The following is a 16,004-nucleotide window of genomic DNA, read 5'->3' on the forward strand; positions in this document are numbered from 1 at the left end:
CTTCAAGTCACACTAGCATTATATTTTTTCTTTCCTTATATTCTATAAAAATAATTGAAATATTATTAAGAATATTACTCCTGGTATTCCTAGAAACCCTGCTATTAAGGCTGTTATCCAATTTATTGCTATGGAAAAACCCAAATAAGCTCCTAGTAAGTTAGTTAAATACAATAATACTATACCTATTACACCATTTATTAGTATTTTAAGCGGCCATTTCAAAACCTTTATTAATAGATAAAGTAATACTAACCCAATTAAACCATATAATATTAAATTTATATCCATATAAATCCCCTCCACTTAATAATATTATTTTTTTACTATATTATTCTATTCTTCTTAAACCTCTTCTTTTAGCCATACATATTAAATAATCAAATCTTGTTCTAGCTACATCTTCTTCATGAATTGCTAACTCTATTAATTTAGGATCACTAACTGAGTTAAATAAAACTCTAGCTACTTCCATTTCCTTTATCGTTTCTTGGATATCCTTTAATATAGCTATATCTTCTTCGCTATACTCTCTCTTCTTTTTCTCTTCACTTTTAAATAAAAATTCTAAAATTGCACTCTTATTCATTTTAAACTCCTCCCAAATAATTACTATTAAAGTAATGTCCATACTTTAATAAAATTATTCAAATTGAGTATAAAATTAAGATAATGTGTTATTACATTAAAGGTGCAAATACTCTTAATATAGCTGTTATAAACCTGTTAGCCCATTTTACCTTATGACAATCCTCTATTGATATTCTTTGACAAAGCTTTAATGTTTCAATAAAGTCTTCTTTAATCTCCATTACTGATTTAGTTTTATATAGAAGCACACCATTTTCAAAGTGTAAATAAAGACTTCTATAATCCATGTTTATTGTTCCAACAACACCTATTTTATCGTCAGATACAAAGGTTTTTGAATGTATAAATCCTGGGGTATATTCATATATTTTTACACCAGCCTCTATTAATTGAAGGTAATATGCTCTAGTTACTAAATGCACATACCATTTATCTTCTATATGAGGTGTTACTATAATTACATCAACACCACTTTTAGCAGCCAGAGTAAGAGCTGTAACTAACTCATTATCAACTATTAAATATGGCGTATTTATATAAATATAATCCTTTGCCCTATTTATAATATTTAGATAAACAAATTCTCCAACATTTTCATCATCCAATGGGCTATCCCCATAGGGCTGAACATATCCATCACTTGCAAACTCTCCAATGTAATTAACAGCTGGTCTATATTTTTCATAATCATCTTTTTCACCACAGGTAAATTCCCATGCTTGAAGAAACATTATAGTTAAATTCCAAACTGCTTCTCCCCTTAAAACTATAGAAGCATCCTTCCAATGTCCAAATCTAACTATTTCATTAATATATTCATCTGCTAAATTTATTCCTCCAGTAAAAGCTGTATGCCCATCTATAATGGTAATTTTTCTGTGATCTCTATTATTCATAATTACAGATAAAAATGGTACAAAAGGATTAAAAACTAAGCACTTTATTCCCTTTTCTCTAAGCTTTTCATAATATTTATATGGAAGAGTTTGAAGACATCCCATGTCATCATAAATTATTCTTACATCAACACCTTCTTTTACTTTTTCCTCCAAGATTTCTAGTATGCTATTCCACATAACTCCTTCTTGAATAATAAAGTATTCCATAAATATATACTTCTTTGCTTTTTTTAATTCTTCCTTTAGCTCCTCAAAAAATTTTTCTCCAGGTGACAAGTATTTTGTTATAGTATTTTTGTAAATAGGACTTCCTGCGTAGTTATTTAAATACTTAACTTGATTAGCAAAAGACTTATCATCTTCTTTAATCTCCCTTATTATCTCTTCATCTTGAGGTAAAACCTTTGCGGTTTTATTATAAATGTTAATCATTCTTTCCCTAAATTTTTTAGTTGTCTTTCTTGATCCAAAAATCAGATATAATAATCCTCCAAAAACAGGTACTAGAAGAACTGGTATTACCCAAGCTAATTTATAAGATGGATTATCTTTTGTGCTTAATATATAAATAACAGAAAATATACTTATTGCAGTAAATAATACATATAAATACACAAAAGATTCTGATAACTTCCATATAGTAAATATAAGTATTCCTAACTGCATAATAATAAGTAATCCTATAATAACCATTCTACTAAATAAAAACTTTAATAACTTAGTCATATATTCCCCTTTTTTAAATCTCTTTTCTTCCTTCTAGAGCCTTTGAAAGTGTTACTTCATCAGCATATTCTAAATCTCCTCCAACTGGTATACCTGATGCAATTCTAGTTACTTTAATATTTAGAGGTTTTAAAATTCTTGATATATACATAGCAGTTGCTTCACCCTCAATATTAGGATTCGTTGCAAGAATTACTTCCTTAACATCTGCACTCATTCTTGAAACTAACTCTCTTATTCTTATATCTTGAGGTCCTCTTCCTTGCATTGGTGAAAGATTTCCATGTAAAACATGGTAACTACCATTATATTCTTTGACTTTTTCCATTGTCATTATATCTTTAGGTTGCTCAACTACGCAAATTGTATCTTTATCTCGACTAGGATTAGAACAAATTGCACAAGGATCAGAATCTGTAAAGTTTCCACATATTGAACAATACTTTATAGTCCCCCTTGCTTTAACTAAAGCATCTGCAAATTCTCTAACTTCATCTTCAGGAAGATTTAATACATGTAATGCTAATCTTTGAGCTGTTTTTTGCCCTATGCTTGGTAGCTTGGCAAATTCTTCAATAAGCTTTTCTATAGCAACCGGATAAAAATCCATAAAATCATCCTTTCTGTAAAATAATACATAAAAAGGCGAAATTAAATTCGCCTTAGTTTAAATCTCTTAGAATAATCCTGGCAAGTTCATTCCACCAGTTAATTTTCCCATTTTGTTTGCACTTTCTTCTTCTGCTTTTCTTAATGCTTGATTTACAGCACTTAATACTAAGTCTTCTAACATTTCAACATCATCTGGATCTACTACTTCTGGTTTTATATTAATAGAAACAACTTCTTTTTTTCCATTTGCCTTTACAACTACAGCTCCACCGCCTACAGAAACTTCAAATTCCTTAGCTTCTAGGTCCTTTTGCATTTGCTCCATTTCTTTTTGAAGTTTTTGAGCTTGCTTCATTAGGTTATTCATATTTCCTCCCCCAAATCCGCCTGGAAATCCTCCTCTTGCCATAAAAACATCCTCCTTATATAAAAAATATATTCTCTATTATATAGTATTTTTCTTTATTTTACTATATTTAGGTTATTAATAATTTTATTATTCTTATATTATATTATTAATGTAACAACGCTTCCTATTGTCAGCGTTGTAAGTTCGAATTACTAAATTAAAATTTAGATTCTCACTTATGTAGATATTATTCATCTAATATATCTACCATATCAGCACCTAGAGATTCTATTAACATATCTTCCATTGATTTCTCATTGCTTGATGGTTCTTCAACTTCAAATAATATTTTTATATCTTCTCTAAATAGCTCTGCTAATACTTCTTGAATGACAACCTTATTCTCTGGTTTCTCCAATCGTTCCTTATTAAATTTATATAAATCCTCATATTGAATTATTAGTACACCATTTTTACACTCTATAGGTTTTCCAGTAACCATAGCAGCATATACTATCATTTTTCTTCTTGCCTTAATTCTTTCTAATATATCTTTCCAAGCTCTTTGTATATCATTTAAAGTAACCTTAGAATTTTCATTATTAGTTAGATTCCTAGTAATAGGAGTTTTTACTTGTTTATTCACTTGTCTTGTAGTGCCTTCTTTTGTAGAACTTACAGTGGTTTCTGCTTGTGCTGTACTTACAACTTTAAGACTTCCATTTCTTAAACCTTCTTCAAGCTTATTAAGCCTACTTAATATAACTTCATTTGAAGTATCGTATTCTACTTTGCACATTTTTATTATTGCTAATTCTAAGTATAATCTTGCCTGCTTACTAAGCTTAGCATTTGATTCTGCTTCTTGAAGTATTCTAATATATCTCATAATTTCTTCCGCTCTAATTTTTGAAGCTTGCTCCTTAATTAAAGCTATATTTTCTTCTGACATATCAAGTACTTCTTCAGGGTTATTAGTAACCTTAGCCATAAGAATATTTCTATAATGACTAATCAAATCCTTTATAAATAGATAAATATCTTTTCCTGCATAAACTACTTCATCTATTATACTTATAGACTTTTCAACATTTCTTTGAATAACTGAATTAGTTAAATTAAATAAATTATCATTAGTAACAAGTCCAAGCATACTTACAAGTACATCATATTCTACTGCACCATTTCCCATTGAAATTGCTTGATCTAATATACTTAAAGCATCTCTCATAGCACCATCAGATACTCTTGCAATTAAGCTTAAGCTTTTATCATCTGCTAAAGCATTTTGATCGTCAACAATTTTTCTAAGCCTACCTATAATTTCATTATTATTTATTCTTTTAAAATCAAATCTTTGACATCTTGAAAGAATGGTAATTGGTAGCTTTTGTGGATCTGTTGTTGCCAATATAAATATTACATTCTTTGGTGGCTCTTCTAAAGTCTTTAAGAATGCATTAACAGCACCAGTAGATAACATATGAACTTCGTCCATAATATAAACTTTGTATTTACCTTCTTGCGGTGGATATTTAACATCATCTATAATATCTCTAATTTTATCAACTCCATTATTAGAAGCTGCATCTAATTCTGTAACATCTATTGCTAACCCTTCATTTATCTTCTGGCACATTTCACACTTATTACATGGTTCACCATCATGTAAATCAAGGCAATTTAGGGCTTTAGCAAAAACCTTAGCTGTAGTAGTCTTACCTGTTCCTCTTGTACCACAGAAAAGATATGCATGAGCTATTCTATCATTTAATATTTGATTTTTAACTGTAGTTGTTATATGTTCTTGACCAACAATATCATAAAAATTTTGTGGCCTCCATTCTCTATATAAAGCTGTATATCCCATAAAATCATTCCTTATATTTATCTTTTATTTATATTATAGACCAAAGAATAGAATTAATGAAGAATTAAAAGCTATAACTTCACATAATTAAACTTATATTCTTATTTACTATTCTTCCAATATGCATTTTACATTTTTTTAATAACACTATTAGTTCTCTTACTTAATTATATTTCCCTTCTTATAAAAAGAATTTCCATTATATATTTCTTTGGTAATCATATTGGAATTGAAAGTTTTAATTTCAATTCCTTCATATTATTTTTTTCATCTTGCAAGTGACATTTTAAAATCTTGCAATAAAATCAACTGCCAATATTTATATATTAAAATATACAAATATTGTAATTGTACTTTGTTAAATTTTATACATATACGTTTACATTAAATATTTTTGCCTAAAAAAGAATATTAATTACTTTTATTTTAAATATATACCTCTTTAAATATAAAAAAAGAACTCAAGTTATCCCGAGTTCCTCCTTGTATTCAATATTATTTTTTCTTTAAAATCAGTATTTCAATAGTGGTAATTACTACTCCTATAATACCAATAATTTCAAACGATAGTTCTAATGAAAGTAAGTCTCCTATTAATCCACAGACTGGGAATAGTATTATCATCATTAGTGAATAAAACATACTTTCAACTGAAATTATAGTTGCTCTCTGTTTTGATTCAACCATTGAATTTATTAATTTACTACTAATAGGTTGAAGTATTGCTGTTAAAAAACCTATTGCTAGAAAAGTAAATATAGATAATTCTTTACTTATATTCCCCATTAATATAAGTAAAAAACTAATTATCATAGATATAGATAACCAGCCTGAGGCATTATATTTTTTATAAATTTTATCACTTAATATAGCTCCAATAGCTGAAAGAATTCCATTAAATAAAAATATTATAGAAATATTTAATCTAGAATACCCTAAATCATTTAAAAACTGTTGCCCATAGAAATATACTATAGCAGAAAATGTATATACTATAGGAAAGAACATTATTATATTTAATAATTTTCTGTTATCTTTCAAAACTTTCATAGACTTTTTAAAATGATTTATTATTGTAATTCTTTCTTCGAAATCATCTCTAATATCTACTTCCTTAAAATTAAAGGAAAAAGTTAATGAAATTATCCCTATAATAATTGCAGTAATATAACTAATAGAAAAATCTATATAAATATTCATTTTTTATATTACTTATTATTTTATTCATTTAAATCAACTCCAACCATTTATTTTCATTTTTGGATATAAGAAAAGACCCACTATAACTAAATGGGTCTAATTGGAGTTACTATAATTGCAAGTTAAGAAATAGATCCTTGCAAAATTCCTTTAAAAAAGGGTATAGTAATCCAATTTCCAAAAACTGTTGCTGTTTTTGATCTTGAACTACTAGATAAAATTTGATTTTCAAACTTATTCAAAAGAAATTCCACAGTTCTATTTCTCCTTTCTATTTCCAAATCATATAATATATAATAAAGTATTTACTAGAAATTTTCAAGCAAAAAAACACAGGTGAAAACATAGTATTTAATACTATATATCTTTTTCTGAATTTTATGCCTTTTACTTTACAAAATACACCATATAATCTTCATGAAAATATTTATTACCACATTTTATTGCATTTTTTTCTTTGCCGTAAGTTACGAATCCCACTGCCTTAACTTAACTCTTTTTTCACTATAAAACCCAACTACACCTATCATTTGATTTTCGTCATTAAAAGCACCTAAAACAAAACTTTCTTCTCCTATTTTGTATCTAAATTATCTATATATTCTTTAGACTCTTTAAGCCCTTGCCCTGTATGTTCTCTATATCTTTTAATAGCCTTAACTTTACCGCTATTATAGATAATATCCCTCAACTCATCATCTATATTCTTATAAATTTCTATCCCAAAATGTTCAACTATTTTATCTAAAACTTTATTATTTCTTTTAACTTCTTCTCTTAATTGAGAAATATCAATCATTAAATACGAAATAATTACTAATAAAATTATGCTAATTATACTATCACTCATCCCTCTCACTTCTCCTTTTATTTATTTTCAATTAAACATCATCAAAATTGTCCAATCTGGATTAAAATCTTTTAACATTTACCATTAATGGATATTATACCATATTATGCATTAAATATTTTTCTACTTATATTTATTTTTTTATAGTAAAATAATCTTAGCAAAAAAAAGGAGGGATATAATTTGAGTTCATACGATAAGAAATATCTATCTATAGTTAAGGATATATTAGATAACGGATATTATGATAATAACAGAACTGGAATGCCTACATACAAACTGCCCCATCAAATTATGCAATTTAACTTACAAAAGGAATTTCCTATTCTAACAACTAAGAAGGTTGCATTTAAAACAGCCATAAAGGAAATGCTATGGATATATAGAGATCAATCCAATGATGTTACAAAACTACAAGAACAAAATGTACACATTTGGGATGAATGGGTAGATGAAAATAATACAATTGGTAAGGCTTATGGATATCAAATAGCTAAATTTAATCAAGTTGATAAGCTTATTGAAACTTTAAAAACTAATCCTCAAGACAGAAGAATGATAATGTCTATGTGGAACATTGAAGATTTACCAGAGATGACTTTACAACCTTGTTGCTATCAAACTTTATGGGATGTAACTGATGGCCACCTAAATTGTATGTTAATCCAGCGTTCAAATGAGCGCCATTAAGTAGTAATACTTTTTGCAAACCCTGTTAAACGGGGAAAATCCATTTTTATAGGATAATCCCGTGCTAAAAATTTATATATCATTTATACTATGATATATAAATAAATGCCTAACGACTATCGAACGCATATTTAATATATTTTATAGGATATTAAATATAAGCAAGTAGAGTACCCCTCAAGCTATCGGAGGTCACATTGACAAGTGAGGTAACGGGAAAAGCAGGGAATCTATTAAAGATAATTTATTAGATTATGATATAGTCTTTTCTGTATAGGAATATACAGCAGTTTCATTAAATGAAACGGATAAGATCTAGCGAATCTTATTGAAAACTTAGTCAGGAGACATACCATTAGGTGTTCCATTTAATACCAGTCAATATGCAGTACTTGTTCATTTAATAGCTCAAGTAACTAATCTTAAACCAGGATTATTTACTCACGTTATTAATAATGCTCATATTTATGAAAATCAAATTGAAGGGATGAAGCTTCAACTTACTAGAGAAAATGAAGATTTTGAAGCTCCAAAGCTTTGGATAAACCCTAAAATTACCAACTTCTACGATTTTACTGTAGATGATATAAAACTTATAGATTACAAGCATCATGATCCTATTAAAATGGAGGTAAGTGTATAATGTTATCAATTATAGTGGCTAAGGCAAGCAATGATGTAATTGGTGGTGATAATAAACTTTTATGGCATATATCTGAAGACTTAAAAAGATTTAAAGAAATTACATCTGGTCATACTATAATTATGGGAAGAAAAACTTTTGAATCTTTACCAAAGGTTTTACCTAATAGACATCATATTGTAATTACAAGAGATAAAAATTATAAAGTTGACTCACCTGAGGTTGAAGTAGTTAATGATATAAATTCTATTATTAATAGATTTCAAGATTCTACTGAAGAAGCTTTTATTATAGGTGGTGGAGAAATCTATAAATCTCTTTTACCTAAGTCTGATAAACTTTACTTAACTAGAGTTTATAAGGATTTTAATGGTGATACTAAATTCCCTGAAATAAATCCTGAAGATTGGTTTGTTGATTATGAGTCAGAAATTCAAGTTAATGAAACTGATAACTTAAATTTTGATTTTATCAATTTAACAAGAAAATAAAAATGAGAGTAATCTTTTTTATAAATTTCTAAGTAACAAAGAAAACGAGGGTCTTCCTAAAGGAATGCCCTCGCTTTCTTTGTCCTATTGTATGTTAATCCTATTGAAGAGTAACCTATAAATAATTATTTTTTAAATTTCATATTTACATTAAAAAAACCCTTCTAGCAAGAAAGGCCTAAAATTAAACCGTGCACCTAGCTTCGACAGTAGTCTATAGACGTTACTATGTAGTTAGCTCTGACAAGATTTATCCATATCACACGCAGTAATCACTTATCGCTGCTTCCTTCCGGACCTGACGAGGTTCATGCACTTACGTCGTATGGGACCTTGCCATCAACACCACTTGCATAGGCAGGCTCTACAGACTAAAGCCTAGGCTAGGAATTCAACCCTGCTATAGCGGATTGCAGGTTACAGGGCACCGCTAACTCCCCATCTAGCACGGCCATGGCGGAGAGAAGGGGATTTGAACCCCTGATAGAGTTTCCCCTATACACGCTTTCCAGGCGTGCTCCTTCGACCACTCGGACATCTCTCCATATTAAATTAAACAAATTAATTATTAATAAAATTAAAAATATAATTATTATTAATTTTTCTTATAGTTACTTAATTTGAACTACTGCTATATATTATCATATACAAATAAATATTGCAACATTTAAAAGCTTACAGTACTTCTAAATGCTGCAATATTATTTATGCTCTTTTCTTCTTGCTTACAAATATAATTAATATTATTCCTAGAATTATTCCAATTAAACTTACAATTTGAGCTGTTCTAAGGCCCATAAACATTAAGCTATCTGTTCTTAATCCCTCAATAAAGAATCTTCCTATTGAATATAAAATCATATATCCTCCAAGAACAATTCCATCTTTCCCTTCTTTCTTTTTAAAAAGTATATAAACTAAAATTAAGCAAACTAATAAATTCCACACAGATTCATATAAAAAAGTTGGGTGATAATATGTACCATTTATTAACATACCCTTTTGAATAAATTCAGGGAACTTACTTATAAATTCTTGAGATACAGGACCTCCATGAGCTTCTTGGTTCATAAAGTTTCCCCAACGACCTATAGCTTGTGCCAAAATAACCCCTGGCATTATTACATCTACATATTCTAAAAAATTAATTTTTCTATACTTTGCAAAAATATATCCTGAAAGTAAAGCTGCTATAACTCCTCCGTGAATAGCCATACCACCATTTCTTATATTTATTACATCCATAAAAGAATGATAGTTTTGATATTCAAATGCAACATAATATAATCTTGCTCCTATAATTGATATAGGGAAAGTAACTAAAAAAGCATCTATTATTACATCGTAATTAATATTTTTCTTCTTTGATAGTAAGTACATTAATAACATTGCAGCTAAAACCCCAGTTGATATTATTATTCCATACCACCTAATTTCTAAGCCAAAAACTTCAAAAGCTACTGGATTCATCCCACTTCCTCCTCTATAATTTGTTTTTTCTTCTATTTTCGAAAAATGATGTAAGCAAATTACTACATTTTTGATTATAACACCATTTTACATCAACTTGCCAATTAAATACATTATAATCTAATAAATTTATTGTAGAGCCACAAGCTCCCATATCCTTATTAAATGTACCAATATATAACTTGGATATCCTACTTTGTGCTATGGCTGCTGCACACATTGGACAAGGTTCTAAGGTTACATACATCTCACAACCAGTTAGCCTCCAATTATCTAAATTTTTACTGGCTTCTTCTATAGCTAATATTTCAGCATGAGCAGTAGTAACCTTCATTTCTTCTTTTAAATTATGTTTTTTTGCTATTACTTTTCCATCTTTAACTATTATTACACCAACAGGAACTTCTCCCTTTGAAAAAGCCTTTTCTGCTTCCTTTATTGCAAGATTCATGTAGTCCATAATACACTTCCCCTTAAAAATTTTTAAAAGGGGCTGTTTTAGCAGCCCCTATTAAGAATTTAAAATATATAATTATTAATATAATTTGAAATAAATTAATAAAAATATATTTATTTTAGAAACTCTTTAAGGAGTTCCCCCTTAATTTCACATTATATATTGATGCTATAGCACCTTAAGTAAATATTCTAACCTTTTTTATTCTATTCTTATCGATATCCTCTACTATAAACTTAATATTATTAATTTTTACTTCTTCATTTTGTTCTGGGAATCTTCCTAATTCTCCAATTACTAATCCTCCTATAGAATCAAACTCTTCTGACTCCATAGTAACTCCTATTAAGTCTCCAATGTAATCTAATCTTGCGCTACCATCAACTATATACTCATCTTCCTTAACCACTATTATATCGCTGTCTCTATCATCATCATATTCATCTTCAATTTCTCCAACAACTTCTTCAATTAAGTCTTCGATAGTAACTATACCTACATTTCCACCATATTCATCTAATACTACTGCCATATGATTTCTTGTTTTTTTCATCTCTTTGAATAATTCAGCTATTTTCTTAAACTCAAAAGTATAATAAGGTTCTCTCATATAATCTGATACCTTAAAATTATCTTTACACTCAGATGCCATTATTAAGTCTTTAACATTAAGTATACCTATAACATCATCTATATTTTCATTGTAAACTGGCAATCTTGAAAATTGCTCAGCTTTAATTATACTAATAACTTCTTCATAAGTAGAATGAACATCTACAGCTACTATATCTACTCTTTGAACCATTACATCCTTTACTTGAGAATCAGCAAATTCAAAAACATTGAAAATCATCTCCTTTTCAACATCTTCAAGTACACCCTCTTCTTCACTAACTCCAACCATAGTTCTTAACTCTTCTTCTGTAATAAATGGTTCTGTAGCTTTAGGATCACCACCTAAAAGTCTTATAAATACACTAGATATAGAAGTAAATACTATTACTAATGGATTAAATACTTTAACTATAATTCCTATTGGTTTACTAACAAATAATGATACTTTTTCAGAATTTTGTTTAGCTATAGACTTAGGTGTTATTTCACCAAATATAAGTACTAATATAGTCATTACTATAGTAACAATTCCTACTCCACTTGGTCCAATAAGCTTAACAGCAATTGATGTAGCAAGTGCTGATGCTCCTATGTTTACTATATTGTTTCCAATTAATATTGCTCCTAATAATTTGCTCGGATCTTGAGATAACTTCTCAACTAATTTTGATCCTCTCACTCCCTCATCAACCATATGTCTTATTCTAATCTTACTTAGTGCCATTAAGGCTGTCTCTGACATAGAGAAGAATCCTGACATTATTAATAATATTATTAATAATATTATCTGCCACGTGTAACTCTCCAAATTAATTCACTCTCCTAAATGATAAATATATTTTATTATTTATTATATCATATATAAATTTCAAAATATTAGAACTAATAAAAATTGTATCCTTAAATTTATATTTTTCTACGCAATTTCACAATTTTCCACTACATTTTTTATCCACTTTCCTGACTTTAATCTACTTCTTTCAAATATAATTTTAATAAATTCTTCTGTACATATTAAAAAATATACTACTGTTACTGGTAAGCCTAAAGCTATTGCACTAAAAAAAGAAATAGGTACAGCATAGAACCATATAGTTCCTAATTGTACTAGTGTTGAATAAAGAGTGTCTCCACCACCTCTAAAAATTCCAACAATCATAACTACATTATAGAACCTTATAGGACATATTAACGCCATAATTCTTAAAACAGTAACTGCGTCTTTAAAAGTATTTGATTCAACATTAAATGGCTTAACAATTTGTGGTGCTAAAATCCATACTACTACTCCTATTATTAATCCTATTATAGGAGAAACTTTCCCAAGCTTATGTGAATAATCTATAGCAACCTCTTCTTCATTGGCACCTATTTTATTGCCAACCATTATAGCTGCTGCAGATGCTAATCCTATACATAAAACCATAAACATATTATTTAATGTTGTTGCAATTTGCATTGTAGCAACTGCACTAGTTCCTATTTGCGCATAGGCTATTGAATAAGCTGTCATCCCTAAAGACCATAATAATTCATTAGCAATAACTGCAGTAGATGTATTGAAATAAATTCTTATAAAGTTCATATCAAAAGAAAATAGCTCTCTTATCTTTGATGAAACAATATTATTTTTAGCATAAATCATAAAAATTATATAGGCCACTTCTAAAGTTCTAGCAATAGTTGTTGCTAGAGCAGCACCTGCAACTCCCATTGGTGTTACTCCAAGGTTACCAAATATAAATACCCAGTTTAAAAATGCATTACAAAGTACTCCTATTATACTTGCATACATTGGTGTCTTTGGCTGTTCTGAACTCCTTAGAGCTGATGAAAAAGCTTGAGTGAAGTTAGTAAATAAACAACTAATAGCAACAATTCTTAAGTATTGTGCTCCAAGTTCAATAACCTTAGCATCTTTTGATAATACAGACATTATTGGATTAACTAAGAAAAAGGCAGCACCTCCAAAAATTATAGAAGCAACAAAACCTATAGATATATCTAATCCAAGTACCTTTTTAATACTTTTAACATCTTTCTTTCCCCAATACTGTGACATAAACACACTAGCCCCTGCATTTATACCTGAAAGACATAGAGTAAATATAAAGAAATATTGGTTAGCTAGTCCAACTGATGCAATTGCTTCTTCTCCTAATCTACCAATCATCAAATTATCTACAAGATTTAGTGATGATGTTACAAGATTTTGAAATGTGATTGGTAATGCTAATGTAAGCATTGTAGTAATAAAAGCTTTATCTTTTAATATTTTCTTCATTGTATCCTCCTGCATTTATTAGTACGATTACTTTTATTATTTATTTGCATAAAAAAAGAGCAATGGGTAATTAGCTGCCCATCTGCTCTTAAACATAAAATATTTTCTAATAATTCAACTAGTTTGTCAATAATATTAAAACAACGAAATCTTTATTACATCAATTAATAAATAAAAAACTCGTAAACCTATTGATATAAAGGCTTACGAGTTTTTACTGGTATCCCCAACAGGGATCGAACCTGTATCTGTCCCTTAGGAGGGGACTGTTCTATCCATTGAACTATGGAGACTTGAGTACCAAATAAATTGTATAATAACATTTTCCATATGTCAATATTTTGATTTAGAACTTAGAATTACCCTATCTTTTCAATTATTAAAACATTTGGTTTTACTCTTATATTTAATATTAACTCTTCTATATCATTTCCACTTAATATTTTCACCAAAACAACTATTTCATGTTCCTTAGAGTATCCATCAATACTATCTAATTCTTTTATACTTAGTAGTTCTATTTCTTTTATTAGAAACTTAACTTCCTTTCCATACACTGGTGCTAAGTGTATTTCTATATGAGGGTTAATTAGATTTAAAATTAGATTTTTATTAATATCCACATTGTTTTTTATTTTTTTTAGCTGACTATTAACTTCCTTTTCTTTTAATTCTTTTTCATCATATCCTTCTATATTTATATAATTTTTTAATTCCCCAAAGCTTTCTACCTTATAAAAATCATCATAGGTGGAGTTAAACTTTATAAATATCTCAGCTTCAATTAAATCTTTATTTTTTTTAAGAAACTTTTCTTCAGATTTAATTATAGAATTAATCATTAGTGGAAGCTCTTTTCTTATTTTTTTATCTTTTTCCTTTACCTTTTCATAACTATTTTCATTTGAAATTACATTTATTTGAAAGAAAAGCATGTACTTTTCATTCTCACAGCACCATCTTCCACATAATCCTTCACCTTTATATATGTTCTTGCTTTTATTCTCATCTTTATTTATATTTATTTTCATTTTCTTTGAAGATTTTAAGTAAGTAACTTCATAGCACCTTGGTATAATTGGACCAGTATCTAATATATCTTCCATTCTCTCTATACTTAATTTATAAGGATTTGCCTTATTCAAAATTAACACCTCAATTAACTAATAATTTACAATATATGTTTATTAATTATATATAGTTACCCCTAGACATATAAAGAGTAAAAGATTTTTATTTAACTTTTCTATGTTAATACTTTGTTATATACTTTATTTATATATTTATATTATCGAAAGGATTTGATTTGCATGCTTAGATCTATTGTTTGGTATATAGTATTCTTTAGTTCACTTATTTTAAAAATTCCGGCTATGATAAGAACTAAGACTCTTACCAAAAAAGGATTAAATGAAGAAAGAGATAAACTTGTTTATAAAAATACCACATCTTGGGCAAGAACCTTATTAAAAATCGCTGGAGTTAAAGTTACAGTACATGGTGTTGAAAACATACCTAAAGATACGAATGTATTATATATTGGTAACCATCAAGGAAACTTTGATATTCCTATATATATGAGTGAAATACCTGGATTAAAAGGTTTCGTATCTAAAATTGAAGTTAAAAAAATTCCTGGAGTTCGTACTTGGATGGAATATATGTATTGCGTATTTATGGATAGAAGTAGCTTAAGAAAATCTAGTGAAGCTATTATTGAAGGTATTAAAATACTAAAAAAAGGTCATTCTTTAGTAATATTCCCAGAAGGAACTAGAAGTAAAGGTGATAATATGGGAGAATTTAAAGCTGGTAGCTTTAAACTTGCAACAAAATCAAAGGTTCCTATAGTTCCAGTTACAATGAATGGCTCTTATAAGATAATGGAAAGTAATAAAAAGAAATGGATGGTTAAACCTACTCACGTTGATTTATATATACATCCTGCTATTGAAACAGCTAACTTAAATAAAGAAGAGCAAGATGCTTTAATTACAAAGGTTTATGATGTAATTAAGAGTAAACTTCCACAATCATAGAAATATCTTATTACATCAAGAGATCTTCTTAATGAAGTATCTCTTCTTTTTTATCTTAATAATTTATCTATTTATTTATCAAAAAAAATTTTAATATCTATTATAATTTCTCATAAATTTCTTTTAAAAGCCTTTGCTACGATAAGTAGCATGAATGTAACCATAGTTTTCTTGTTTAACATTATAAATAAAGCTATTATAATCCTACAAAATAAATT

16 protein-coding genes, 2 tRNA genes, 1 other RNA gene and 2 pseudogenes are annotated in these 16,004 nt (G+C 28.2%); 4 read left to right on the forward strand and 17 right to left on the reverse strand.

Annotated features, from left to right (window positions below; translation table 11 throughout):
- Nucleotides 1-42: 42 nt before the first annotated feature.
- The 9 genes from ACQRD5_RS08845 to ACQRD5_RS08885 all read right to left on the reverse strand — a co-directional run bounded on the left by ACQRD5_RS08845 (nt 43) and on the right by ACQRD5_RS08885 (nt 7,097).
- A complete protein-coding gene (locus tag ACQRD5_RS08845; protein WP_291629534.1) occupies nt 43-291 on the reverse strand; it encodes a pro-sigmaK processing inhibitor BofA family protein in 249 nt (82 codons plus the stop codon).
- 40 nt (nt 292-331) lie between these two features.
- Nucleotides 332-589 carry a DUF2508 family protein gene (locus tag ACQRD5_RS08850; protein ID WP_291629536.1) on the reverse strand — a complete coding sequence of 86 codons (258 nt, stop codon included), beginning with the start codon at nt 587-589 and terminating at the stop codon, nt 332-334.
- 91 nt (nt 590-680) lie between these two features.
- Nucleotides 681-2,216: a cardiolipin synthase gene (gene cls / locus ACQRD5_RS08855; protein WP_291629538.1), complete on the reverse strand. Its 1,536-nt coding sequence runs from the start codon at nt 2,214-2,216 to the stop codon at nt 681-683.
- Nucleotides 2,217-2,229: 13 nt separating this feature from the next.
- Nucleotides 2,230-2,826, reverse strand: a complete 597-nt coding sequence (gene recR, locus ACQRD5_RS08860) for a recombination mediator RecR (RefSeq protein WP_291629540.1) — start codon at nt 2,824-2,826, stop codon at nt 2,230-2,232.
- Nucleotides 2,827-2,892: 66 nt separating this feature from the next.
- On the reverse strand, nt 2,893-3,237 hold the full coding sequence (locus ACQRD5_RS08865) for a YbaB/EbfC family nucleoid-associated protein (protein ID WP_291629542.1): 345 nt from the start codon (nt 3,235-3,237) through the stop codon (nt 2,893-2,895).
- 187 nt (nt 3,238-3,424) lie between these two features.
- Nucleotides 3,425-5,047: a DNA polymerase III subunit gamma/tau gene (dnaX, locus tag ACQRD5_RS08870; protein WP_291629544.1), complete on the reverse strand. Its 1,623-nt coding sequence runs from the start codon at nt 5,045-5,047 to the stop codon at nt 3,425-3,427.
- Nucleotides 5,048-5,542: 495 nt separating this feature from the next.
- Nucleotides 5,543-6,247: an MFS transporter gene (locus tag ACQRD5_RS08875; RefSeq protein WP_427746732.1), complete on the reverse strand. Its 705-nt coding sequence runs from the start codon at nt 6,245-6,247 to the stop codon at nt 5,543-5,545.
- A 122-nt stretch (nt 6,248-6,369) separates the two neighbouring features.
- On the reverse strand, nt 6,370-6,501 hold the full coding sequence (locus tag ACQRD5_RS08880; RefSeq protein ID WP_291629546.1) for a hypothetical protein: 132 nt from the start codon (nt 6,499-6,501) through the stop codon (nt 6,370-6,372).
- Between the two features lie 320 nt (nt 6,502-6,821).
- A complete protein-coding gene (locus ACQRD5_RS08885; protein ID WP_291629547.1) occupies nt 6,822-7,097 on the reverse strand; it encodes a 50S ribosomal protein L7/L12 in 276 nt (91 codons plus the stop codon).
- A gap of 183 nt (nt 7,098-7,280) precedes the next feature.
- Between ACQRD5_RS08885 and ACQRD5_RS08890 the strand changes: the two are divergent.
- The 3 genes and pseudogenes from ACQRD5_RS08890 to ACQRD5_RS08900 all read left to right on the forward strand — a co-directional run.
- Nucleotides 7,281-7,778, forward strand: a pseudogene (locus ACQRD5_RS08890) (thymidylate synthase); the annotation flags it as partial.
- Between the two features lie 349 nt (nt 7,779-8,127).
- Nucleotides 8,128-8,430: pseudogene (locus tag ACQRD5_RS08895) on the forward strand (thymidylate synthase); the annotation flags it as partial.
- Nucleotides 8,430-8,921 (forward strand): dihydrofolate reductase, encoded by a 492-nt coding sequence (locus ACQRD5_RS08900; protein WP_291631024.1) that lies wholly within the window; start codon nt 8,430-8,432, stop codon nt 8,919-8,921. The pseudogene ACQRD5_RS08895 and the gene ACQRD5_RS08900, both read left to right, overlap by 1 nt.
- Before the next feature lie 189 nt (nt 8,922-9,110).
- On the opposite strand, the gene ffs is transcribed toward ACQRD5_RS08900, so the two are convergent.
- The 8 genes from ffs to ACQRD5_RS08940 all read right to left on the reverse strand — a co-directional run bounded on the left by ffs (nt 9,111) and on the right by ACQRD5_RS08940 (nt 14,892).
- An RNA gene (ffs, locus tag ACQRD5_RS08905) (signal recognition particle sRNA large type) lies at nt 9,111-9,372 on the reverse strand.
- A gap of 3 nt (nt 9,373-9,375) precedes the next feature.
- Nucleotides 9,376-9,465: transfer RNA gene (locus ACQRD5_RS08910), tRNA-Ser, on the reverse strand.
- Between the two features lie 161 nt (nt 9,466-9,626).
- Entirely contained in the window at nt 9,627-10,391 is a 765-nt protein-coding gene (gene lgt, locus ACQRD5_RS08915; protein WP_291631026.1) for a prolipoprotein diacylglyceryl transferase, read from the reverse strand.
- Nucleotides 10,392-10,404: 13 nt separating this feature from the next.
- Nucleotides 10,405-10,851, reverse strand: a complete 447-nt coding sequence (locus ACQRD5_RS08920) for a nucleoside deaminase (RefSeq protein WP_291631028.1) — start codon at nt 10,849-10,851, stop codon at nt 10,405-10,407.
- A gap of 175 nt (nt 10,852-11,026) precedes the next feature.
- Nucleotides 11,027-12,271 (reverse strand): HlyC/CorC family transporter, encoded by a 1,245-nt coding sequence (locus tag ACQRD5_RS08925; protein ID WP_294167474.1) that lies wholly within the window; start codon nt 12,269-12,271, stop codon nt 11,027-11,029.
- A gap of 108 nt (nt 12,272-12,379) precedes the next feature.
- Nucleotides 12,380-13,747 (reverse strand): MATE family efflux transporter, encoded by a 1,368-nt coding sequence (locus ACQRD5_RS08930; protein WP_294167477.1) that lies wholly within the window; start codon nt 13,745-13,747, stop codon nt 12,380-12,382.
- Nucleotides 13,748-13,965: 218 nt separating this feature from the next.
- Nucleotides 13,966-14,040 (reverse strand) — tRNA-Arg (locus ACQRD5_RS08935).
- 66 nt (nt 14,041-14,106) lie between these two features.
- Nucleotides 14,107-14,892 (reverse strand): staygreen family protein, encoded by a 786-nt coding sequence (locus tag ACQRD5_RS08940; RefSeq protein ID WP_294362262.1) that lies wholly within the window; start codon nt 14,890-14,892, stop codon nt 14,107-14,109.
- Nucleotides 14,893-15,057: 165 nt separating this feature from the next.
- Between ACQRD5_RS08940 and ACQRD5_RS08945 the strand changes: the two genes are divergently transcribed.
- Entirely contained in the window at nt 15,058-15,786 is a 729-nt protein-coding gene (locus ACQRD5_RS08945) for a lysophospholipid acyltransferase family protein (protein WP_294168525.1), read from the forward strand.
- Nucleotides 15,787-16,004 lie beyond the last annotated feature (218 nt).

It is taken from the genome of Clostridium sp. SGI.024, from assembly GCF_050315195.1.
In the GTDB taxonomy this organism is placed as follows: Bacteria; Bacillota; Clostridia; order Clostridiales; family Clostridiaceae; genus Clostridium.

Excerpts from the sequence above, each read along its gene's own strand:
- ACQRD5_RS08845 (WP_291629534.1), bottom strand. The coding sequence starts at position 291 with ATGGATATAAATTTAATATTATATGGTTTAATTGGGTTAGTATTACTT.
- ACQRD5_RS08850 (WP_291629536.1), bottom strand. The coding sequence starts at position 589 with ATGAATAAGAGTGCAATTTTAGAATTTTTATTTAAAAGTGAAGAGAAA.
- cls (WP_291629538.1), bottom strand. The coding sequence starts at position 2,216 with ATGACTAAGTTATTAAAGTTTTTATTTAGTAGAATGGTTATTATAGGA.
- recR (WP_291629540.1), bottom strand. The coding sequence starts at position 2,826 with ATGGATTTTTATCCGGTTGCTATAGAAAAGCTTATTGAAGAATTTGCC.
- ACQRD5_RS08865 (WP_291629542.1), bottom strand. The coding sequence starts at position 3,237 with ATGGCAAGAGGAGGATTTCCAGGCGGATTTGGGGGAGGAAATATGAAT.
- dnaX (WP_291629544.1), bottom strand. The coding sequence starts at position 5,047 with ATGGGATATACAGCTTTATATAGAGAATGGAGGCCACAAAATTTTTAT.
- ACQRD5_RS08875 (WP_427746732.1), bottom strand. The coding sequence starts at position 6,247 with ATGAATATTTATATAGATTTTTCTATTAGTTATATTACTGCAATTATT.
- ACQRD5_RS08885 (WP_291629547.1), bottom strand. The coding sequence starts at position 7,097 with ATGAGTGATAGTATAATTAGCATAATTTTATTAGTAATTATTTCGTAT.
- ACQRD5_RS08900 (WP_291631024.1), top strand. The coding sequence starts at position 8,430 with ATGTTATCAATTATAGTGGCTAAGGCAAGCAATGATGTAATTGGTGGT.
- lgt (WP_291631026.1), bottom strand. The coding sequence starts at position 10,391 with ATGAATCCAGTAGCTTTTGAAGTTTTTGGCTTAGAAATTAGGTGGTAT.
- ACQRD5_RS08920 (WP_291631028.1), bottom strand. The coding sequence starts at position 10,851 with ATGGACTACATGAATCTTGCAATAAAGGAAGCAGAAAAGGCTTTTTCA.
- ACQRD5_RS08930 (WP_294167477.1), bottom strand. The coding sequence starts at position 13,747 with ATGAAGAAAATATTAAAAGATAAAGCTTTTATTACTACAATGCTTACA.
- ACQRD5_RS08945 (WP_294168525.1), top strand. The coding sequence starts at position 15,058 with ATGCTTAGATCTATTGTTTGGTATATAGTATTCTTTAGTTCACTTATT.